Origin of the sequence: Allokutzneria albata, from assembly GCF_900103775.1 — a bacterium.
Classification (GTDB): Bacteria; Actinomycetota; Actinomycetes; order Mycobacteriales; family Pseudonocardiaceae; genus Allokutzneria; species Allokutzneria albata.
Genome location: NZ_LT629701.1, coordinates 2,108,039 through 2,126,279, shown reverse-complemented (window position 1 = coordinate 2,126,279; position 18,241 = coordinate 2,108,039). Strand labels below are relative to the sequence as shown.

General features: G+C 70.7%; 19 protein-coding genes. 10 read left to right on the top strand and 9 right to left on the bottom strand.

The genetic code is table 11. The annotated features are described in order from the left end of the window. Positions 1–34: 34 nt before the first annotated feature. Genes BLT28_RS09595 through BLT28_RS09580 form a run of 4 tightly spaced genes read right to left on the bottom strand, consistent with a single transcriptional unit; the run spans position 35 to position 3,934 of the window. Positions 35–1,063: an FUSC family protein gene (locus BLT28_RS09595; protein WP_030432584.1), complete on the bottom strand. Its 1,029-nt coding sequence runs from the start codon at positions 1,061–1,063 to the stop codon at positions 35–37. Beyond that, positions 1,044–2,282 (bottom strand): cytochrome P450, encoded by a 1,239-nt coding sequence (locus tag BLT28_RS09590; protein WP_030432583.1) that lies wholly within the window; start codon positions 2,280–2,282, stop codon positions 1,044–1,046. Before BLT28_RS09590 ends, BLT28_RS09595 begins: the two co-directional genes overlap by 20 nt. Continuing rightward, positions 2,282–3,115 (bottom strand): SDR family oxidoreductase, encoded by an 834-nt coding sequence (locus tag BLT28_RS09585; RefSeq protein WP_052407986.1) that lies wholly within the window; start codon positions 3,113–3,115, stop codon positions 2,282–2,284. The genes BLT28_RS09590 and BLT28_RS09585 overlap by 1 nt, the downstream gene beginning before the upstream one ends. 9 nt (positions 3,116–3,124) lie before the next feature. Beyond that, positions 3,125–3,934, bottom strand: coding sequence for a lysozyme (locus BLT28_RS09580; RefSeq protein ID WP_030432581.1), 810 nt, complete (start codon positions 3,932–3,934; stop codon positions 3,125–3,127). Between the two features lie 132 nt (positions 3,935–4,066). Here BLT28_RS09580 and BLT28_RS09575 point away from each other — a divergent pair, with 132 nt between their 5' ends. The 6 genes from BLT28_RS09575 (at position 4,067) to BLT28_RS09550 (ending at position 10,273) form a co-directional block, all read left to right on the top strand. Beyond that, positions 4,067–4,561 (top strand): hypothetical protein, encoded by a 495-nt coding sequence (locus BLT28_RS09575; RefSeq protein ID WP_030432580.1) that lies wholly within the window; start codon positions 4,067–4,069, stop codon positions 4,559–4,561. Between the two features lie 376 nt (positions 4,562–4,937). Beyond that, positions 4,938–7,442 carry a penicillin-binding protein gene (locus BLT28_RS09570; RefSeq protein ID WP_162184920.1) on the top strand — a complete coding sequence of 835 codons (2,505 nt, stop codon included), beginning with the start codon at positions 4,938–4,940 and terminating at the stop codon, positions 7,440–7,442. Between the two features lie 232 nt (positions 7,443–7,674). Beyond that, on the top strand, positions 7,675–8,163 hold the full coding sequence (locus tag BLT28_RS09565) for a DUF4383 domain-containing protein (protein WP_030432578.1): 489 nt from the start codon (positions 7,675–7,677) through the stop codon (positions 8,161–8,163). An 85-nt stretch (positions 8,164–8,248) separates the two neighbouring features. Next, on the top strand, positions 8,249–8,644 hold the full coding sequence (locus BLT28_RS09560; RefSeq protein ID WP_030432577.1) for an STAS domain-containing protein: 396 nt from the start codon (positions 8,249–8,251) through the stop codon (positions 8,642–8,644). Between the two features lie 11 nt (positions 8,645–8,655). Then, a complete protein-coding gene (locus tag BLT28_RS09555) occupies positions 8,656–9,597 on the top strand; it encodes a glycosyltransferase (RefSeq protein ID WP_322788494.1) in 942 nt (313 codons plus the stop codon). Between the two features lie 94 nt (positions 9,598–9,691). Then, a complete protein-coding gene (locus BLT28_RS09550) occupies positions 9,692–10,273 on the top strand; it encodes a TetR/AcrR family transcriptional regulator (RefSeq protein WP_030432575.1) in 582 nt (193 codons plus the stop codon). Here BLT28_RS09550 and BLT28_RS09545 read toward each other — a convergent pair. Next, a complete protein-coding gene (locus BLT28_RS09545) occupies positions 10,255–10,989 on the bottom strand; it encodes a thymidine kinase (RefSeq protein ID WP_030432574.1) in 735 nt (244 codons plus the stop codon). The genes BLT28_RS09550 and BLT28_RS09545 overlap by 19 nt on opposite strands. Positions 10,990–11,219: 230 nt before the next feature. Between BLT28_RS09545 and BLT28_RS09540 the strand changes: the two genes are divergently transcribed. After that, positions 11,220–11,639 carry a hypothetical protein gene (locus BLT28_RS09540; protein WP_030432573.1) on the top strand — a complete coding sequence of 140 codons (420 nt, stop codon included), beginning with the start codon at positions 11,220–11,222 and terminating at the stop codon, positions 11,637–11,639. Between the two features lie 3 nt (positions 11,640–11,642). Here BLT28_RS09540 and BLT28_RS09535 read toward each other — a convergent pair whose 3' ends face one another. The 4 genes from BLT28_RS09535 to BLT28_RS09520 all read right to left on the bottom strand — a co-directional run bounded on the left by BLT28_RS09535 (position 11,643) and on the right by BLT28_RS09520 (position 15,286). Further along, on the bottom strand, positions 11,643–11,861 hold the full coding sequence (locus BLT28_RS09535) for a hypothetical protein (RefSeq protein ID WP_030432572.1): 219 nt from the start codon (positions 11,859–11,861) through the stop codon (positions 11,643–11,645). 131 nt (positions 11,862–11,992) lie between these two features. After that, entirely contained in the window at positions 11,993–12,394 is a 402-nt protein-coding gene (locus BLT28_RS09530) for a hypothetical protein (RefSeq protein ID WP_030432571.1), read from the bottom strand. 638 nt (positions 12,395–13,032) lie between these two features. Continuing rightward, positions 13,033–14,367 carry an MFS transporter gene (locus BLT28_RS09525; RefSeq protein WP_030432570.1) on the bottom strand — a complete coding sequence of 445 codons (1,335 nt, stop codon included), beginning with the start codon at positions 14,365–14,367 and terminating at the stop codon, positions 13,033–13,035. 82 nt (positions 14,368–14,449) lie between these two features. Continuing rightward, positions 14,450–15,286 carry a class I SAM-dependent methyltransferase gene (locus BLT28_RS09520; RefSeq protein WP_030432569.1) on the bottom strand — a complete coding sequence of 279 codons (837 nt, stop codon included), beginning with the start codon at positions 15,284–15,286 and terminating at the stop codon, positions 14,450–14,452. Between the two features lie 81 nt (positions 15,287–15,367). On the opposite strand from BLT28_RS09520, the gene BLT28_RS09515 reads away from it, so the two are divergent. Genes BLT28_RS09515 through BLT28_RS09505 form a run of 3 tightly spaced genes read left to right on the top strand, consistent with a single transcriptional unit; the run spans position 15,368 to position 18,238 of the window. Beyond that, positions 15,368–16,567, top strand: a complete 1,200-nt coding sequence (locus BLT28_RS09515; RefSeq protein WP_030432568.1) for an FAD-dependent oxidoreductase — start codon at positions 15,368–15,370, stop codon at positions 16,565–16,567. A gap of 46 nt (positions 16,568–16,613) precedes the next feature. After that, a complete protein-coding gene (locus BLT28_RS09510) occupies positions 16,614–17,309 on the top strand; it encodes a Clp protease N-terminal domain-containing protein (RefSeq protein ID WP_030432567.1) in 696 nt (231 codons plus the stop codon). Beyond that, complete coding sequence (locus BLT28_RS09505; protein ID WP_043813553.1) at positions 17,306–18,238, top strand: asparaginase domain-containing protein; 933 nt, start codon at positions 17,306–17,308, stop codon at positions 18,236–18,238. The genes BLT28_RS09510 and BLT28_RS09505 overlap by 4 nt, the downstream gene beginning before the upstream one ends. Positions 18,239–18,241: the final 3 nt, after the last annotated feature.

Below are 18,241 nucleotides of genomic sequence, written 5' to 3'. Positions count from 1 at the left end.
TATCTTCGATACCTCGGAGGCGGCGTCCCAAACGTCAGCGGCCGCCCAGCTCCTGGAACATCCGCCGCGCGGGGAGCACCATGGCGGCCAGGCCGGGGGAGGCGGTCTCGGTCAGCTCGGCGAGCAGCCCGGTGCACCGCCGCTTCGTCTGCTCGACGTGGGAGCCCTGAACGATGTCGGCGAGCCCGTCGAGCAGATCCGCGAGCACGCGCCGCGACCGCTCGTCAGGGTGACTGAACGGATTGTCGGAGTTCTCGGTGGCGTGCAGGGTGTCGGCGATCTCGTGCAGGTGCGGCCAGCTCGCCCGCAGGCCCAGGAGCAGGCGCCGATGCCGCTCCGTGGGGCCGTGCTCGTCGATCGCCCGGCGGCGCGCGTTGAAGCGCTTGCTCTTCCTGCTGTAGGCGATGGCCGTCTCCGCCTTGCGGACCAGCTTCTCCGCCTCTCTGGCACGGACGGGCCAGTTCGGCGGATCATCGGGGTCGCCGTTGCCTCGAAGGTGCTCGGCGATCTCCCTGAGCAGTCCGGCGAACTGGTCGGCCAGCCGCTCGGCGGACTCGCGCGCGGGCCTGGCGTAGAACGGCGGGAACAGCAGCGCGTTCACGGCGGTGCCGATGCCGACGCCGAGCACCGTCTCCAGCAGCCGGTCACCGAGCAGGTACGGGTCGTTCCCGGTGCCCCAGGCGAGGATCAGCATCGCGGTGATGCCCACCCAGTAGCCGCTGTCACCGTAGAACCGAAGCCGGCCGATGAGCAGCCCGAGCAGTGTCGCGATCCCGATCGCGGCTGTGCGCCACGGGACCACCAGGTCCACCAGCGCGGCCAAGAGCACCGCCGATGCCACCGAAGCGACCTGCTGCCCGGAGGTGCGAAGTGACCCGGTGACCGTCGACTCGACCACGAAGATCGCCGCGTACGGCGCGAGAAAGGCTTGCGGCAGACCGAGGAGCGTGGTCGAGACGAGCCAGGCCAGCATCGCCGCGAGTGCCGCCTTCGCGGCCTGGACCAGCACCAGGCGTTCGTTGCCCGGTGTGGTGAACGCGCGCTTAACCCACCGGAACTTCATCGACCGTTCGTGCTGTCACCGCGAACCGGAGCCCGAGCGGGTTGAGCGTTCCTGGCAACGGCTCGTCGGCCGCGAGCTGGGGATGTGACGTCAGCATGAAGTCGTGCTCCAGGAACATCGCCGACAGTGTCTTGGCCGCGATGAACAGGACGAGATTGCGCCCCGGGCACACCGCGGGACCGTCGCTGAACGGGATCAGCGCGTGATCCGCTCTGCCGTCGAGCCACACCTCCGGCTCGAACGCGTTGGCATAGCTCAGCCTCTGGTCGTCGCGGTGGAAGAACGGCGCGAGGATCAGCAGGGTCGAACCATCGGCGGCGCTGTCCCGAAGGACGAGCGGGGTGGTGGGCCACAACCGCACCGACTCCAGCACGCTCGCTCGCAGGTGGTCCTGGTCGCGGGGAACGGAAGGGTGCGACGCCAACAGCGCGAGAGCCTGGAAGGTCGCCATGCCCGCCGCGTCGAACGCGAACAACCAGTGCGCCACCTGGGATTCCGGGTGCACGTCGGCCGCCGCGGGCTGCGCCGCGATCCGCGCAGCGAGGCTCCCCGGCTCTGCGCGGTCCACATAGGACCGCACGTGGCGGAGGAAGATCTCCCGGTGCTCGACTTCCTCGCGATGGAAGTACGACCAGTTCGCGTTCGCGCGCAATGATTTCAGGCGTTCGATGAGGAGGGAGTCGTCGGCCGCGGAGTCCCCGAGTACGATGCGGCGCACCAGCCGCCACCACGAAGCCGCGAAGTCGTCCCAGTCGAGTCGACCGGCCGTCGGGGTGACCTCCTCGTCCACCTTCGAGGCGAAGACGTCGCCGAGCGCGTGCACGGAGCTGTGGGTGTCCAGGACAGCCTCGGTGAACGTGCGGCGGTGCGGTCGATCCGCGGCGTCGGAGATCAGCAGACCATCTGGCTGGAAGTGGGCCAGCGCATGGCGTTTCTCCACGTTGGCAGGCGTGTAGGTCACGACGTCGGAGAGCACGTGCTGCACGTCCTCCCGCGAGAGCACCAGGGAGATCGACCGTCCGGGCACCCGGAGCCGGAGCCGGTCCTCGCCGTAGGTGTCGCGGAGCCGTTGCAGGAGGCGGACGAGACGTCTGTCCGCGTCCGCCTTCTCCTGAGCCCGGACCATCGACGGTCGGCGGAGCAGCGCGCCCCGGGCCACGATCGGCATGAGCGCGGTCGTGGCCACCCGGAGCGTGTCGAGAACGGAAGCCCGTGCCATCAGCCCTCCCTCCAGTCCGAAGTGGACAACGCGGAACTGGCCTGCGGCCCCATCAGGAGCATGCCGCCGTCCACGACGTAGGAGGCTCCGGTGACGTACCCCGCGGCGGGGGTCGCGAGGAAGGCGACGACGCCGGCCACCTCGTGCGCGTGACCGGGTCGCCCGAGCGGGTACCCGGGCCGGTCCTGAGCCCGAGGGTCGACGTTCTCCTGGCCCGTCATCGGCGTGGAGATCTCGCCGGGCGCAACGGAGTTCACGGTGATTCCGTGCGGGGCCAGCTCCAGGGCCAGCACCTTGGTGAGCATCCCGAGACCCGCCTTCGCCGCGCAGTAGGGCGCCGCGCCGATACGGGGGGCGTGCTCGTGCACGCTGGTGATGTTGATGATCCGCCCGCCGCGGCCCGCGTCGATCATCCGCCTGGCCGCGCGCTGCGCGCACAGGAAGGCCCCGTCGAGGTCGACGGAGATCACGCCGCGCCAGGTGTCGTAGGCCATCCCGATCGCGGGCTCCGACGAGCCGGTTCCCGCGCAGTTGACCAGGACGTCCACCCCGCCGAGCTCGTCGGCCAGCTCGTCGATGACGTTCGCGGAGCCGGGCAGGTCGGTCAGGTCGAGCCGCCGCACGGCCGCCTTCGCCCCGCACCCGGTGACATCGGTCGCGGTCTGTTCCGCGCCGTCGGTGTCCTGGTGGTAGGTGATGCCGACGTCCACCCCTGCCGAGGCCAGGGTGACCGCGACGGCCTTGCCGATGCCGGAGTCCGACCCGGTGACGATCGCGGTGCGCGGTCGCCCGTCCTGTTCGTGCGGCAGCGGGGCAACTGGGTGCGAGTCCATGCCTGCTGCTTACCCCGCCGCGAGCGCTCGCAACCGGGAGTAGGCGCCGTTGAAGGCGTTCTGGTCGATCGGCTTCGACGAGTACTGCCAGATGGTGTGGATGCCCCACTGGTGCGGCAGGGCGCCGATGGCGGCGGCGTAGCGCGCGATCCAGAGCGGGTTGGTCTTGCTGAAGTCCTGTCGCCCGCCGGTGCACTTGGCCCACCAGTTCGCGCTCGTGTAGATCGTGGGGTAGCGGCTCGTCCGCGCCCGGTAGGTGTCGGAGAAGTCCTTGATCCAGTTGGCCATCGCGTCCTGGCTGAGGCCATAGCACGTGTCGCCGTACGGGTTGTACTCGATGTCCAGCGCCCCGGGCAGCGTCATGCCGTCGTCGGACCAGTGGCCTCCGTTGTCGACGAAGTAGTTCGCCTGGGCCGCCCCGCTCGACCGGTTCGGCAGCGCGAAGTGGTAGGCGCCCCGGATCATCCCGATCTGCCGGGAACCGTCGTACTGCTGGGCGTACTTGGGGTTCTTGAACCCGGTGCCCTCCGTCGCCTTCACGTAGACGAAGCGCCTGCCGAGGTTCCAGTGCTCCTGCCAGTTCACGTCGCCCTGGTGCCCGCTGACGTCGATCCCGGCGACGGTCGCCCTCGTCCTCGGGTCCAGCGGGACTTCCTCGATCGTGCGCGGTGCGTCCGGGGAGACGCCCTCGTGCAGGGCGATCTGCGAGCCCATCGCCGCGTCACCCCATGCCGCCGCGGCGGGGCCGGTGAGGGCCGAAGCGACGAGCGCGCCCGTGGTCAGCGCCGCCGTGAACGCCAGGTGTGCGGTGATCCTCATGTCGACTCCCGATGCAGTCCGTCGTGCCCGGGGTGAGTAGCCGGGTCTGTCCTGCTCAAGCCGGTTGGCGCTGGGCTTCACTCGAAGACATAGGGGAGGTTTGGCGCGGCGCCGGCTGGGTAGCGCACTGCCATGCCCTCGTCCGTTCCGCGGTACCGGCCAGCCGGGCGCCTGCTCGGCGCGGTCGGCCGGATCGTGGTGCTGAGCCCGCTCTACGTCGCGACGGTCGTGCTGGTGGCCGGCCTGGTCTCCGCTCCGGCTGGTGCCGTGAGTGGTCAGCCGATGTTGAAGCGCATGGAGGACGGCCGCTGCCTCGGCCGGGTGGGCGACGCCGCGCGGTACGTCGTGTGCGGCGACTCCGCGGTGTTCACGGCCATCGACGTGGACGTGGACAGTTTCGCGATCGGGTTGCCCGGAGACGGTTGTCTCGGTGCCGCGGGGGACGTGCCGGTGTTCGTGCCGTGCGAGCGGGCCGCGAGGTTCGTCCTCGTTCCGGTGAAGGACGCGGCGTTCCGGCTGAAGGTGGTGGGCGAGCGGAGATGCCTGGGCGGCGCGGACGGGTTGCCTAGGTACGGGGACTGCCCACGCGCGTCGGTGTTCATGACGGCGGGCGTGCGCAGGCCGTAGCAGAACGATCATGGAAGCCGGATCGCGCTTGGGCATTTCCCGTTGGGCCGCATGGCTGGAACCCGCCTCCTGCGGCCGGGTGACGAAGCGCGGCAGCGGTGACGCTGCGAGAGCGCTGCCGCGGTCGCACGTGCGCTCAGCTGCGCCGACGAAGATCCACCCGACGGGGAGTTCCGGAGGCGGTAGCGTCGGGAACGCCAGGGGCTGACCGGCCCATCTCCCTCAGAGCGGCCCGCCGGCGTCCCCCGCACGCGCCGGCGGGCCTTCCCGTTCCGGTGAGGAAAGCCAGCCACCCCATTGTGCGCGTGGCGGTCCCTTTGACTCCGCACGGAAACGGCTAAGACGTAAGAGGAACACCGGGTGGATGGGGGAGGGTGTGCGGGACAGGGTCTCGATCAGGGTGTCGAACAAGCTCGACATCACCGATCTCACCTGGGACGACGAACCGGTCAGGCGGCCGAGGGCGATCCGGGCCAGGCTCGCCGCGCTCTGCGTGCTCGGCGGGCTGCTGGTGGCGGCGACGTTGTTCCCGGTGGTCGGCGCGCTGGGCATGGTGGCGGTGCGGGCGGGCGACACGGTCGACACGACCGCGACGGAGCTGGTGGCCAAGGACCCACCGCTGCTCACCACGATGCTGGACACCTCGGGCAGACCGCTGGCGCACCACTACGACCAGTACCGGGTCCTGGTGCCCGCCAACAAGATCGCCGTCACGATGAAGGCAGCGATCGTGGCCATCGAGGACCAGCGCTTCTACGAGCACGAAGGCGTCGACCTGGTGGCGATCGGCCGGGCGCTGGTGACCAACACCTTGCGGGGCAAGGTCTCCCAGGGCGGCTCGACGCTGACGCAGCAGTACGTGAAGAACTACCTCACCCACATCGCGGCCGAGACGAAGCTGGAGCAGACCAAGGCCCAGGAGCAGTCCGCCGCGCGCAAGCTCCGCGAGCTGCGCACGGCGCTGCAGCTGGAACGGGTGCTGAGCAAGGACGAGATCCTCGCCCGCTACCTCAACACCGTCCCCTTCGGACAGAAGTCCTACGGCGTCGCCGCGGCCGCGCAGACCTACTTCGGCATCGCCCAGGAGGATCTGACCGTGGCGCAGGCCGCGCTGCTGGCGGGCATCGTGAACGAGCCGAGCGGGCTGAACCCGTACCGCTTCCCCGAGCGCGCGCTGGCGCGGCGCAACGTGGTCATCGACGAGATGGCCAGGCAGCACCGACTGCCGGTGGAGATGGCCGAGGCGGAGAAGAAGGCCCCGCTCGGCCTCGCCCCGGAGACGGCCCGCCCGCCCAACGGGTGCATCGGCACCGGCGACGCGGGCTACTTCTGCGACTACGTGACGAAGTACCTGGAGAGCGCCGGGCTGTCGCGGGAGCAGCTGCGCCGGGGCGGCTACACGATCAGGACCACGCTCGACCGCGACGCGCTGACCAAGGCCAAGACCGCGGTGGACGCGCAGGTCCCGCCGGACACCGAGCACGCGGCCAACGCGATGGCGATCGTCAAGCCCGGCAAGGACAAGCACCGCGTGGTGGCGCTCGCCGCGAACCGCCCGTACGGCCTGCAACGGGACAAGCACGAGACCACGCTCGGGCTGCCCTACGCGATGCAGAACCTCGGCGCGGGCTCCATCTACAAGATCTTCACCGCCGCCGCGGCGCTGGAGAAGGGCATGGGGATCAACGACAGCCTCCCGGTGCCCGGCTCCTACACGTCGAACGTGTTCATGGGCGGCGCGGCCAGCTGTCCCATGGGCGCGGAGGGCCTGCGCAAGTACTGCGTGCAGAACGCGGGGGAGTACCCCGAACGGATGTCGATGCAGGACGCCTTGGCGACCTCGCCCAACACCACGTTCGTGCAGCTGCTGGAGCGCGTCGGCGTGTCCTCGGCGGTGGACATGGCCGTGCGGCTGGGCCTGCGCTCGCTGAACACCGTCCGCGCGGGCGAGGACCCGAAGAAGCGCCCGATCGGCAAGTTCTTCTCCGAGCAGAACTACGGCTCCTTCACCCTCGGGCCGACCCCGACGAGCACGCTGGAGCTGGCCAACGTCGGCGCCACCCTGGCCAGCGGGGGCACCTGGTGCCCGCCCAGCCCGGTGGAGGAGGTGCTGGACCGGCACGGCCGCCGGGTCCCGCTCCGCGAGCAGCCCTGCGCGCAGGTCGTGCAACCGGGGCTGGCCAACGCGATGACCGTGGGGCTGAGCAAGGACGCGATCAGCGGCACCGCGGTCGCGGCGGCGAAGGCCTACGGCTGGGACCGGCCGATGGCGGGCAAGACCGGGACCACGCAGGAGCACAAGTCCTCCGGCTTCCTCGGCTACACCCCGCAGCTGTCGGCGGCGGTGTTCACCTTCGACGACTCGCCGTCACCGACGACGCTCTGCGATCCCGGCGGAGCGCTGCCGCCGCGGCCGTGCACCGGCGGGCGCTACATCTACGGCGGCAAGTACCCGGCGCGCACCTGGTTCCACGCCATGAACGGGGCCGGGGACCAGCCCGGCATCATGACCGCGATGGAGCGGGCGGAGCTGCCCGAGGTGGAGGACCGCTACGCCGACGGCGAGCGGCGCGAACCGGAGACGCGCGAGCGCGCCCCGTCGGTGGTCGGGCTGTCCCTGAGCGAGGCGCGCGAGCGGTTGGCGAGCGCGGGCTTCACCGTCCGCGTGGTGCAGAAGGCGAGCCAGAAGCCCAAGGGCACGGTGATCGGCCAGAGCGGCGGCTCGGTGATCACGCTGCAGGTCAGCACAGGTGCGGTGGCCGCGGAACCGGATTCGGAAGCGGCCGTGACGACGCCGCCGACCAGTACGAGACCGAAGCCCAGGCCCACCACCGGCCAGTCCACGACGACACGACCACGGCCGAGCCGGACGACCGGCTAGGGAGGGGAGCTGACGGGTGTCCACCGCGCGCCTGCCGGGAGACCGGCCGTCGAGCACTCCCGCGACCTCGGCGGGAAGCCTTGCCAGTGCTGGGAAAACTCGGGCTGGTGACGAAAGGCCGGTCACATTCGCCGGGGTGGCTGGTGTTCCCCGTCCCCGGGACGGAAGAATGATCGAGAAGGAAGTTGGTGGGCGTACCGCCGACAGGGATGACTCGGTAAAGGCGGCGGCGGTGCCACAGCGCGTCCTGGCGGGCCCACGCGCGCCCGTGCAGTGGGCGGCCGGAGTGGTCGCCGCGACGTTCCTGCTGCTCGGCATCTGCGGCCTGGTTCCCGGGCTGACCACGGACTACGCGCTGCTCAAGATGGCCGGGCCGCGGTCGGGCGCCGAGCTGTTCGGGGTGTTCGACGTGTCCGTGCTGCACAACGTGGTGCACCTGCTCTTCGGTGCCGCCGGGCTGACCCTGGGCAACACCGGGAAGGGCGCGCGGCTGTTCCTCGCCGCGGGGGCCGGGGTCGCGCTGGCGCTGGGTCTGTACGGCCTGTTCGTTCCGCAGGACAGCACGGCGAACGTGCTGCCGATGGACGCGGCGGGGACCTGGTTGCACGTCGGGCTCGCCGCGGTGATGGCCGTGCTGGCGCTGTGCTGGCGAGTGCCCGAGAAGTCCACTCGGCCAGGTGAGCCGGTGCGGCGGAAGGAAGAACTGGCCTCCGGCCGCTGACAGCTGTTCTTCGGACGCTGAATCGGTACGCTGGCGGGATTCAGGGTCCGTTCCATCCGCTCACGCATCCGGGGAATGTGCAGTGATGGCCAGCAGCGACAAGCTCGACTTCACCCCCTACGACCCCGGCCAGCCGGCGCCGCTGTTGCACGTCCGGGTCGCCAGGACCGGTGCGACCAGCGTGATCACCGTCGCCGGGGAGATCGACATGTACTCCGCCCGCGAACTGGAGGTCGCGCTCACCGGGCAGATGGAGGCCGATGCCGACGCGTCGGTGGTGATCGCCGACCTCAACGGCGTGTCCTTCATGGGATCGGTCGGCCTTGCCGTGCTGCACGAGGCCGCGGTGCGCGCGGCGCGGCAGGGCGTACAGCTGCGCCTCGCGGTGTCCACCAAGGTGGTGACGCGCGCGTTGGAGGTCTCCGGTCTGACCTCGGAGTTCGCCCTCTACCGCACCGTGCAGGAGGCCCTCGCGGCGTGAGCCCGGTTTGAATTGTTTGCCGTGCGGCAATTACCCGGGGTGTGAGAATCGCCCTGGTGTCGGCCGAGTACGCTCGGCATCCGCACGCCGACGAGCTGCCGCGCAGGCTGACCGCCCTCGGACACGAGGTGACCAGGTACGCCCACTCGACCCTGGAGCGGGATCTCGCCACCGACCGGCCGGACGTCGTGCACGCGCACTCCTGGCTGTCCGGCCTCGCCGCGTTGTCGGCGGTGCAGCACACCGACATCCCCGTCGTGCAGACCTGTGACGGGCTCGATCCCGCGGAGCACCGGCTGGTGAAGCGCGTCGTGGGGCACACGGCCGCGCGGATAGTCGTTGCCTGCCAGGACGATGCGGCTGAGCTGGTCAGCAGCGGCGTGCGCAGGAGCCGCATCTCCGTCGTCCCCGCGGGCGTGGACACGACGGTGTTCAACCCGGAGGGACCGGTGGCGTGGCGCTCGGAGCGGTACCGCGTGATCGCGGCCGACGACGGTGCCGATCTCGTCGGCGCCGCGATGAGCGGGGTGCCCTCCGCGGAGCTGGTCGTTCCCGGTGACCGGGTGACTCCCGAGCTGCTGCGGTCGGCCGACGCCGTCGTGTGCGTGCCGAAGCGCGACTCGCTCGGCCGCCTCGCGCTCGCGGCGATGGCGTGCGGTGTTCCCGTTGTGGCGCAACCGGTCGGGGCGCTCGCCGATGTGGTGGTGGACGGGGTCACCGGCGTGCACGTGCCGACCCGTCAACCCCGGTTCCTCGCCCAGGTGCTGCGGAACCTGCTGGCCGATCCGGTGCGCCGGTGCACGTTGGGCGTCGCCGGGCGGGACCGGGTCGAATGCCGCTACTCCTGGGACCGCGTCGCCGCGGAGATGGTGCGGATCTACGCGCGGTCAGGCGCTGAGCGGGCGGTGCCGCTTCCAACCGGCGGCGATGCGACCGACCACAGTGGACAGTAGGGCGCGCGGCCCGGGCGTCGGAGATCGGGCTCCAGCTGGCGCGCCAGGTGACGATCTCGGCGTGTGGTTCGGTCAACGTGCGTAGACTGATCATATGGCAGCCGACCACGACCGCCCGTCCCGAGCCGAGCAGCGCAGGCGGACCGAGGCCCGCATCCTCGCCGCGGCGCGGGACCTCTTCGCCGAGAACGGCTATGACCGCACGACGATCCGCGCGGTGGCCGCGGCCGCGCGCACCGATCCCGGGTTGGTGATGCGGTACTTCGGCTCCAAGGACGAGCTGTTCGCCAGGGTCGCCGAACTGGAGCCGGAGGAGCAGGCGGCCGCGGACAGCCCCGAAGCGGTCGCCGAGTTGATGCTGGACTCGCTCGTGCGCAAGCTGTGCACGGAATCGTCGGGGACCGTGGCGATGCTGCGCTCGATGCTGACCCACCCGGACGCGGCGCAGGAGGTCAGGTCCGCGCTGGCGGCGCAGCAGGGCAGGCTGGCGGAGGCGATTCCCGGCACGGACGCCGAGCTGCGCGCCGGACTGCTCGGCGCCGTCGTGCTCGGCACCGTGACCGGCCGGGACCTGTTGCGGCTGGACGGACTCCGGGACGCCGACGCCGAGCGGATCGTGGACGTGCTGCGCCCGGCGATCCACTCCATCGCGGCCAGTCAGGCCAGGCTGAGCTGACCGGCCGGGACCGCCTGCGGGCCGAGTTCGCCGCTGCGGTAGTGCCTGCGGCAGAGGACCTGGTAGCGGACCGTGCTCTCGCCGCCGGGGTCGCCGTCGGCGGTGTCGGCGACCAGCACCGTGTCGCCCTCGCGGAGGATGCGGTTGTCCTGCGTGCGCGCGTTGAACCGGCCGGGCAGACCGCACCAGCAGAGCACCTCGACCTGGACCGGGTGCAGCTCGTCGGCCAGCTCCACCAGCCGCTGCGTCCCGGGGAAGAGGTGGCTGCGGAAGTCGATGGCCAGGCCGAAGCAGTAGATGTCGACCTGCGCGTGGTCGGCCAGCTCGGCCAGCTGCTCGACCTGGCAGGGGGACAGGAACTGGGCCTCGTCCACGATGAGGTAGTCCACCCGCTGGTTGCCCGCCCACTGCGCGCGCACCAGGTCCTGGATGTTCATCTCCTCGTGCACCTCGATGGCGTCGCGGGTGATGCCGATCCGGCTGGTGATCGTCGGCGTCCCGGAGCGGTCGTGCCGCACCAGCAGCAGGCCCCGCCGCCCCTGCCGGGCGTGGTTGTGGTCGATCTGCAGGGCCAGGGTGGACTTGCCGCAGGCCATCGGGCCGAAGTAGTACCGGATCCTGCCGGGCACGGGTTGGTCGCGGCGCGCGGCGGCGGAGGGCACCGGCGAGAGGGCGTGCGTCGCGTCCACGGCAGGTGTGTGTCCGGTCTGTGTCACGGGCGCCGACCCTAACGGGTGGTGATCGGCCCGTGTGCAACGGCATCCCGCGTGTGCGCGTGGCGCCGCCCCGGACGCCCGCTTTCCCGTTTCGCGCCGGACGCCGAAAAGAGAGCGCTTGCACGTCTTCATCGGAGTGCGTAACAGGGGTGTCCAGCCGTCTCGGCCGGTGATTCGGGATTTCCGGGAGTGGGGATCGCGGAGAGGAATCCAGTCCCTACACTCTGCCGATGAGTTTCGTCGATGTCCGTTCGTGGACTCCCGCGGCGCTGTCGGTCGCCGAGGCGGCGCACCGTTTCCTGGTCGACGTCGCCGCCACCCACGGCGCGCTCTCCGTGACCGCCGTGGTCGCCGACCGCGGCGACGCGGGCGTTGAGATCACCCTTCGTTTCGGTGCGGGCAAACAGGTCGGCGGGTCTGTGTCGGCGCACGTCGGGGACGACGAGGACGTGTGCGCGGCAGTGGCGGACCGGCTCCGCGAGATGATGATCGACTACCTGTTCGGTGCCTGGCCGGAGTGCCCGGGCCACGGCCACCCGGCGGCCAGCAGGCGGCTGGCGAGCGCGGTGTGGGTGTGCCCGACCGAGGGGGAGAAGCACTTCGCGGTTCCGGTCGGCCGCTATCCGCACAAGGTGAACGTGCCGCTGTAGCGCTCACATCGGTTTGGGGTCCGCCAGGGCGTTCTGCTGGGCTCGGGTGATCCGCCGTGCGTCTTCGGCGTCCGCGCGGCGGATCACGAACAGTTTCGCGAGCGCCAGCACGCTCGGACCGGCGAACAGCGCGGCCAGCCAAGGCTGCCCGTTGACGCCCACGATCGCCGCGGCGGTGAGCGATCCGACCGCGACGGTGAACCCCGCCCACAGGCCGCACATGGGCCATCCGCGCGAGGCGGTGCTCGTGCTCGCGTCGCAACTCCGGCTCCAGCGCCGTCAGCGCGATCTCGAGGTGCTCGGGTGGCACCTTCGCCCACATCCGGGCGATCTCCACCGCGTGCGACGACCTGTCACTCATGGACAGACCCCTTGGCGTCGGCCTGCGGGGGTCCCAGCCTGGTGAACAAGCGTTCCAAGCCGGTCAGGGTGTTGGCCAACGCTTGTGAGGTAAGGCGATCCGGCTTCTGCGTCGGCCCTTCGCCGGTGAACTCGTCGGTGAACTCGTCGTCCGGAATGCGGACCGGCAGGTACCAGGCGCTCTCAGCGGGCCGACGGCCGGCGCGCTCCCACGCGATGTACCCGCCGAAGGCGTCGAGCGGGTGTGTGATCGGGGCGTCGGCCACCGGGGGCTCGGCGCCGGAACTGATCACGACCAGCGGATCCACAACGCCCGTCTCGTTGCGCACATCGTTGATCAGCCGCAGGAGCAGGTGGCCGCCGTTGGTGTCGCTGACGTTGTCCAGCAGGAGCACGGGGTGCTGTCGGTGCGCTCTGCGAAGGTCTTCCAGGAAGGCGTGGCAGCAACCGCAACAGCCGGCCCGGTGGCTCCAGTTGCCACCGGCCGTGAGTCAGCCGATCCGGATGCCACTGCCGCGTGAACCGGCGCAGCGGGCGGAAGAACAGGCGGAACCACGGCATCGACATGGCCAGGAGCAGGCGGAGCAGCCAAGTCGGACGTTCCCGGCCCGTCAGCACGCGCAGCTGAAGCCGGTGCAGCAGTTCGCGTTCGGCACCGGGGTGGTCGGCGGGGAGTTCCTGGCTCATCAACCACGTCACCAGCGCGAAGTGGCCGAAGCGCGCTCGGCGTCGCTTCTGGCTCCGAGCGAGCTGTGCGCTCGCGCGACAGGATGTCGGTGACCGCCTCAACCTCGCCGCCGGGGCTCGTCGAGCCGGCGTCCACGTAGACAACGGGGACGGAGGAAGCTTCGAGGGACATGCCGACGGTGTCGAGAACCTGCCGGTTCCGCTCCGAACGCACAAGGCAGATCATCGGCGCACGCGAACGCCGAGATCGCGATATCCCGTCGATCAGCTCGACAACTCGTGTGCCCCGCGGAAGCGCGTCGAACGTGGACTCCGCATCAGGACACGATTCCACAGCCGAGGTCGATCACGCATCCAGTTCGTGCTTGCGCGTTTCCGGTGCGGCGTAGGACATCCACAGCATCGCCAGCAGTACGGCGGCGCCGATCACCACGAAGGTCAGCGGCAGGCCGAGATGGGGCCACAGCACCGTGCCGAACAGCAACGGCACGAAGCCCGCGCCCACCCGGCTCACCGTGGACGCCCAGCCGAACCCGCTCGCGCGCAGCTCGGTCGGGTACAGCTCCGAGACGTAGGCGTAGAGCGCGGGAATGGTGATCTGGATCAGGAAACCGTAGACCGCGATCCAGAGCTTGGCGGCCGAGGCGATCTCCAGCTGCGTGGCGAACAGGACCAGGGCGAGCGCGGACAGCGGGGCGCTGACGCCGATGACCCACTTGCGGCCCACCACGTCGACCAGCCACGCGGAGACGAGCACGCCGACGATCCCGACGGCGGTCATCAGCGTCGCCACCATGAAGGCCGCGTAGTCGCCGTAGCCCTCGGCCTTGAGGATGCTCGGCAGCCAGGTCAGCGCGCCGTAGTAGAGGACGAAGACGGTCAGGAACACCGCCCAGGCCGCTGAGGTGATCTTGGGGCTGAACCGCCACAGCGCGGCGACCTGGGCGGCGACGGCCCGCGGGGTGAGCCGGGGAGCGGGCTGCGGTTCGGGCAGCCGCCACGGCCCGACCTCGGCGCCGGTGCGCGCCACCAGCCGGTCGATCACCGCGCGGGCCTCGTCGCCGCGGCCGCGCCGCACCAGGTACATCGGCGACTCCGGCACCGACCGGCGCACCCAGAAGACCAGCAGCGCCGGCAGCACCATGACCAGCATGAGCGCCCGCCAGCCGCCGAAGCCGGCGAGCAGGGTGGAGGTGAGCCCGCACAGCGTCGCGCCGATCGGCCACCAGATGTCCATCGCGGTGAGCACCCGGCCGCGCACCCTGGCCGGGGTGAACTCGCCGACGAGCGCGTAGTCGACCGGGATGCAGCCGCCGAGCCCGACCCCGGCGAGGAACCGGAACACGCAGAAGGTGACGAAGTCCGGCGCCGCCGCCCCGGCCACGGTGAACAGCGAGAACATCAGCAGCGTCCAGCGGAACGCGCGTTGCCGCCCGACCAGGTCGGCGATCCCGCCCCAGGCGAAGGCGCCGACCGCCATGCCGATCAGGTTGGCCGTGCCGACCCAGCCGCGCTCGCCCGTGGTCAGGCCCCACTCGGCGCCGACGAGGGGGATGAGGAAGCCGTTGAGCGCCACGTCCCACGCGTCGAACATGAAGCCGAGCCCGCCGACCAGGAAGATCGTTCCCTGGGTGTGCCACCGCCAGGGCAGCTCCTGAACGACCTGATCACCAGTGCGCATCGCTGCATCCTATGTCATCACTACGTTCGATGACTTCAGTGTCGAGTAAAATCAATCCCTCCGAACCGCAAGACGAAAAGCATCAGGGACGGCGAGCCTGGATGATCCACGCTGCGGAGCCGTAGAAGACGCCGTGCTCGGTCCGGTGCGAGCGCATGTCCGCCCGCACCTCGTCGACCACGCGGCTCCGGTCCTCGGGGGAGAGGTCGCGGGTCATCCAGCCGAACTGGTCCACGATGAACTCCAGGGCGTCCTCGACATCTCGGCCGAAGTACATGGGTTCGCTGACCGGGTGCAGCTCGACCGCGGTGAATCCCGCCGACGTCAGGAGTTCTCGCGTGAGGTCCGGATCGGTGAGCGAGCCGGCGCGCGGCGCGGGCGTGGGCTGTTCGCGCCCGGCCGAGAAGATGGTGCGGAACGTGGACATCCACTCGTTGCGCCGCGCGGGCTGCCACGTCAGGAGCGCGAGCCGTCCGCCGGGTCGCACCGCGCGGGCGATGTTGGCGAACGCGGCTTCGGGGTCGCCGAAGAACATCGTGCCGTGGCGGCTGATCACGACGTCGAAGCCGCCTTCGGTGAAGGGGTGGATCTGCGCGTCGGCCTGGAGGAAGGTCGCGTTCGGCACGTCCTCGCGCTCCGCCAGCTCGCGGGCCAGGTCGAGCATCCGTGCCGACAGGTCGACGCCGAGCGCCGATCCGTCCTTGGCCTGCCGCGCGGCGTCCCTTGTGGACTGTCCGCTGCCGCAGCCGATGTCGAGCACGGCCGCGTCCGGTTCGATCGCGGCGGCGCTGAAGAAGTGGTCGCGGTAGGCGGCTACACCGTCGTTGAACCGCCCGGCGTGCTTGGTCCAGAAGGCGCCCTGATCGCCGTCCCACGCGGCGATCTGGTCTGAATTCGACGGATCAACGGTTGCAGTCATGTTGCGCAGGCTATGTGGAACGGCGGTGCGGGCACTCGGCGTTTTAGGGTTCCGCGAACGATCGCCGACGGAAGGTGCCGCATGTCGACCTGCTGTGTTGTCGGAGGAGGACCCGGCGGCCTGGTGCTCGCGTACCTGATGGCTCGGGCGGGGATCGAGGTGACGCTGCTGGAGTCGCAGCCGGACTTCGACCGGGACTTCCGCGGTGACTCGCTGCACCCGGCGACGCTGGAGCTGATGGACCAGCTCGGGCTGGCCGACCGGCTGCTGGAGCTGGACCACTTCCGCGCGACGACGTTCTCGCTGCACACGCCCGCCCAGACGCTCAGAACCGCCGACTACGACCGCATCGGCGGCAAGTTCCCTTACGTGGCACTGATGCCGCAGGCCCGGTTCCTGGACTTCCTCGCGCGCGAGGCCGCCGCGTACCCGGGTTTCACGCTGCGCACGGGCGCGAAGGTCACCGGGTTGACCGAGGAGGACGGACGTGTCGTCGGCGTGCGTTGCGGCGGGGAGAGCGTCCGGGCGGACCTGGTGATCGCCGCGGACGGGCGGTTCTCCCGCATGCGGCGGCTGGCCGACCTGCCGGTCACCTCGCTCGGTGGCGGCGGGGACATCCTGTGGTTCCGCCTGCCCCGGCGCGCGGACGATCCACCCGAGGCTGACGTGGACATCTACTTCGGCGCCGGGCACTACGTCGGACTGCTCGGCGGGCCGGACACGTGGCAGGTCGGCTACACGATCCCGAAGGGTGGCTTCCCGGACGCGCGGCGGGCGGGCGTGGAGCCGATCCGGGAGTTCCTGCGCGCCACCGTCCCCTGGCTCGCCGATCGGGCGGACCTGCTGACGAGCTTCGAGCAGATCACGTTGCTGTCGGTGGACATCGCGCGGGCGAAGCGCTGGCACCGGCCCGGCCTGCTGATGATCGGCGACGCGGCGCACGTGATCTCCCCGGTCGGCGGCAACGGGATCTTGATGGCGATCCAGGACGCGGTGGTGGCGGCGAACGTGCTGATCCCGCGGTTGCGAGCGGGCGCGGTGCCGGAGGAGGCGCTGGCGGAGGTGCAGCGGTTGCGCGAGCCCGCGATCGAGAAGGTCCAGGCGCAGCAGGTCCGGGTGGAGGAGCGGACCGCGAAGGCGCTCGCGACCGGGCTGCCGTACCGGCCTCCGCTGGTGTTTCGCCTGCTCTGTGCGCTTGCTCCGTTCCGGCGGGCGGCGGCGCGGTCGAACGCCTACGGGCCGCTGCGGCCGACGTTGAACCCGGCGGTGCTGGACTTGTAACCCCAGTAGGGGTACAAAGGGGGTACACCTACGGAAGGGGGACCCCGTGCCGAAGATCAACGTGTACCTGCCGGACGAGCTGGCCGAGGCGGTGAAGGCGACCGGCGTACCGGTGTCGGCGATCTGCCAGCGCGCGCTGGAGCAGTCCGTGCGCCGCGTGACCGCGATCAGGGAGACCGCGCTCGGCGACCTCGGCGTGGACGACCCGACCGCGCGTCTGGCGCACTACACCGAGCGGGCGCGCGTGGCGGTCCGGCTCGGCATCGAGCGGGCCCGCCGCGCGGGGTCGGACACCGTCGGTTCGGAGCACCTGCTCGGCGGGATGCTGGCCGAAGGCGGCAACCTCGCGCTGCACGTGCTGCGCGCCGTGGACATCGACGCGGAACAGCTGCTGCGTGAACTGGACAGTGCGGCGGCCACGGAGGAGGGGACGGGGGAGCGGTTCGGCAGCGACGCGGCGAACGTGCTGGAGCTGGCGGTGACCGAGGCGATCGCGCTCGGGCACAACTACGTGGGCTGCGAGCACCTGTTGCTGGGCTTGGTTTCCGAGCCGGACGGGAAGGGCGGCGAGCTGCTGCGGGCGCGTGGCGCCGAGCTGCGGTTGACGCGGCGCGCGGTGTCGGCGGCGCTCGCGGGGTACGTGCACCTGCGCGCCCAGACCGGCCCGCAGGCCGACGCGGCCGCGTTGCTCCAGCCGATCATGCAGCGGCTGGACCGCATCGAGAAGCACGTGGGCCTGTGAAGCCGATCCTGGTCCTGGCCACCGCCGACACGATCGCGCAGTCCCACAACGCGGTCGCCACCGGCCCGAAGTTGATTCCATCAGCGCTGGTTGCCTCCGGAGTCGTGGTCGAGGACGTGCTCGCGGAGCCGAGTTGGGACGTCACACCGTCGACGATGCTGGCGATCGCGCGCCGCGTCCGTGACGCGCTCGTGGTCGATGGCTTCGGTGGAGTCGTTGTGGCGCATGGCTTTGACACCGTGGAACACGCGCCGTTCTTCACTGAGCTGATGGTTGGCGAGGCAGGCGGGCTCGGTGCGGTCGTGTTCACCGGCGCGGTTCGTCGACGCGACGAGCCCTCCAGCGACGCTTCGCGCAACCTGGCTTCGTCCATTGCGGCCGCGCGCAGTCCGGCCCTTCGCGGAGCCGGTGTGGTGGTGTGCGCGGGCGACGAACTGCACGCTGCACGATGGGTCCGGCAAGTCGACGCGACCTCGGTGCAGGGGTTGTCGTCCGGGCTGCATCCGTTGGTGGGCAAAGTGATCGACGAGCGCGTGGTGTTGCTCGGCGGTGCGCCGAACCCCGTTCCTCCGCCGCTCGGCGAGCCCGAGACCGATGTCGCCGTCATCGCGGCTTACCCCGGGGCTCGCGCTGAGCAGCTGTCGGCGATCGTCGACGCCGGAGCGCGGGGGATCGTGCTCGACGGGACCGGCGTCGGCAATGTGCCCGTGGAGATGTTCGCGGCGGTGGGGGAGGTCGTGGACTGGGACATTCCCGTCGTGGTCGCGTCACGGGCGCAGCAGTACTCCGATGTGGACATCGGGATCGTGGGCAAGGTCGGGGCGATCGGTGCTCGCGGTTTGGGGGTGGGACAGGCTCGTAGTGCGCTGATGGTGGGCTTGGGTGGGGGAGGGGTCTCGTATGTGCGCTCCTACTTCGCGCAGCTCTAGGTT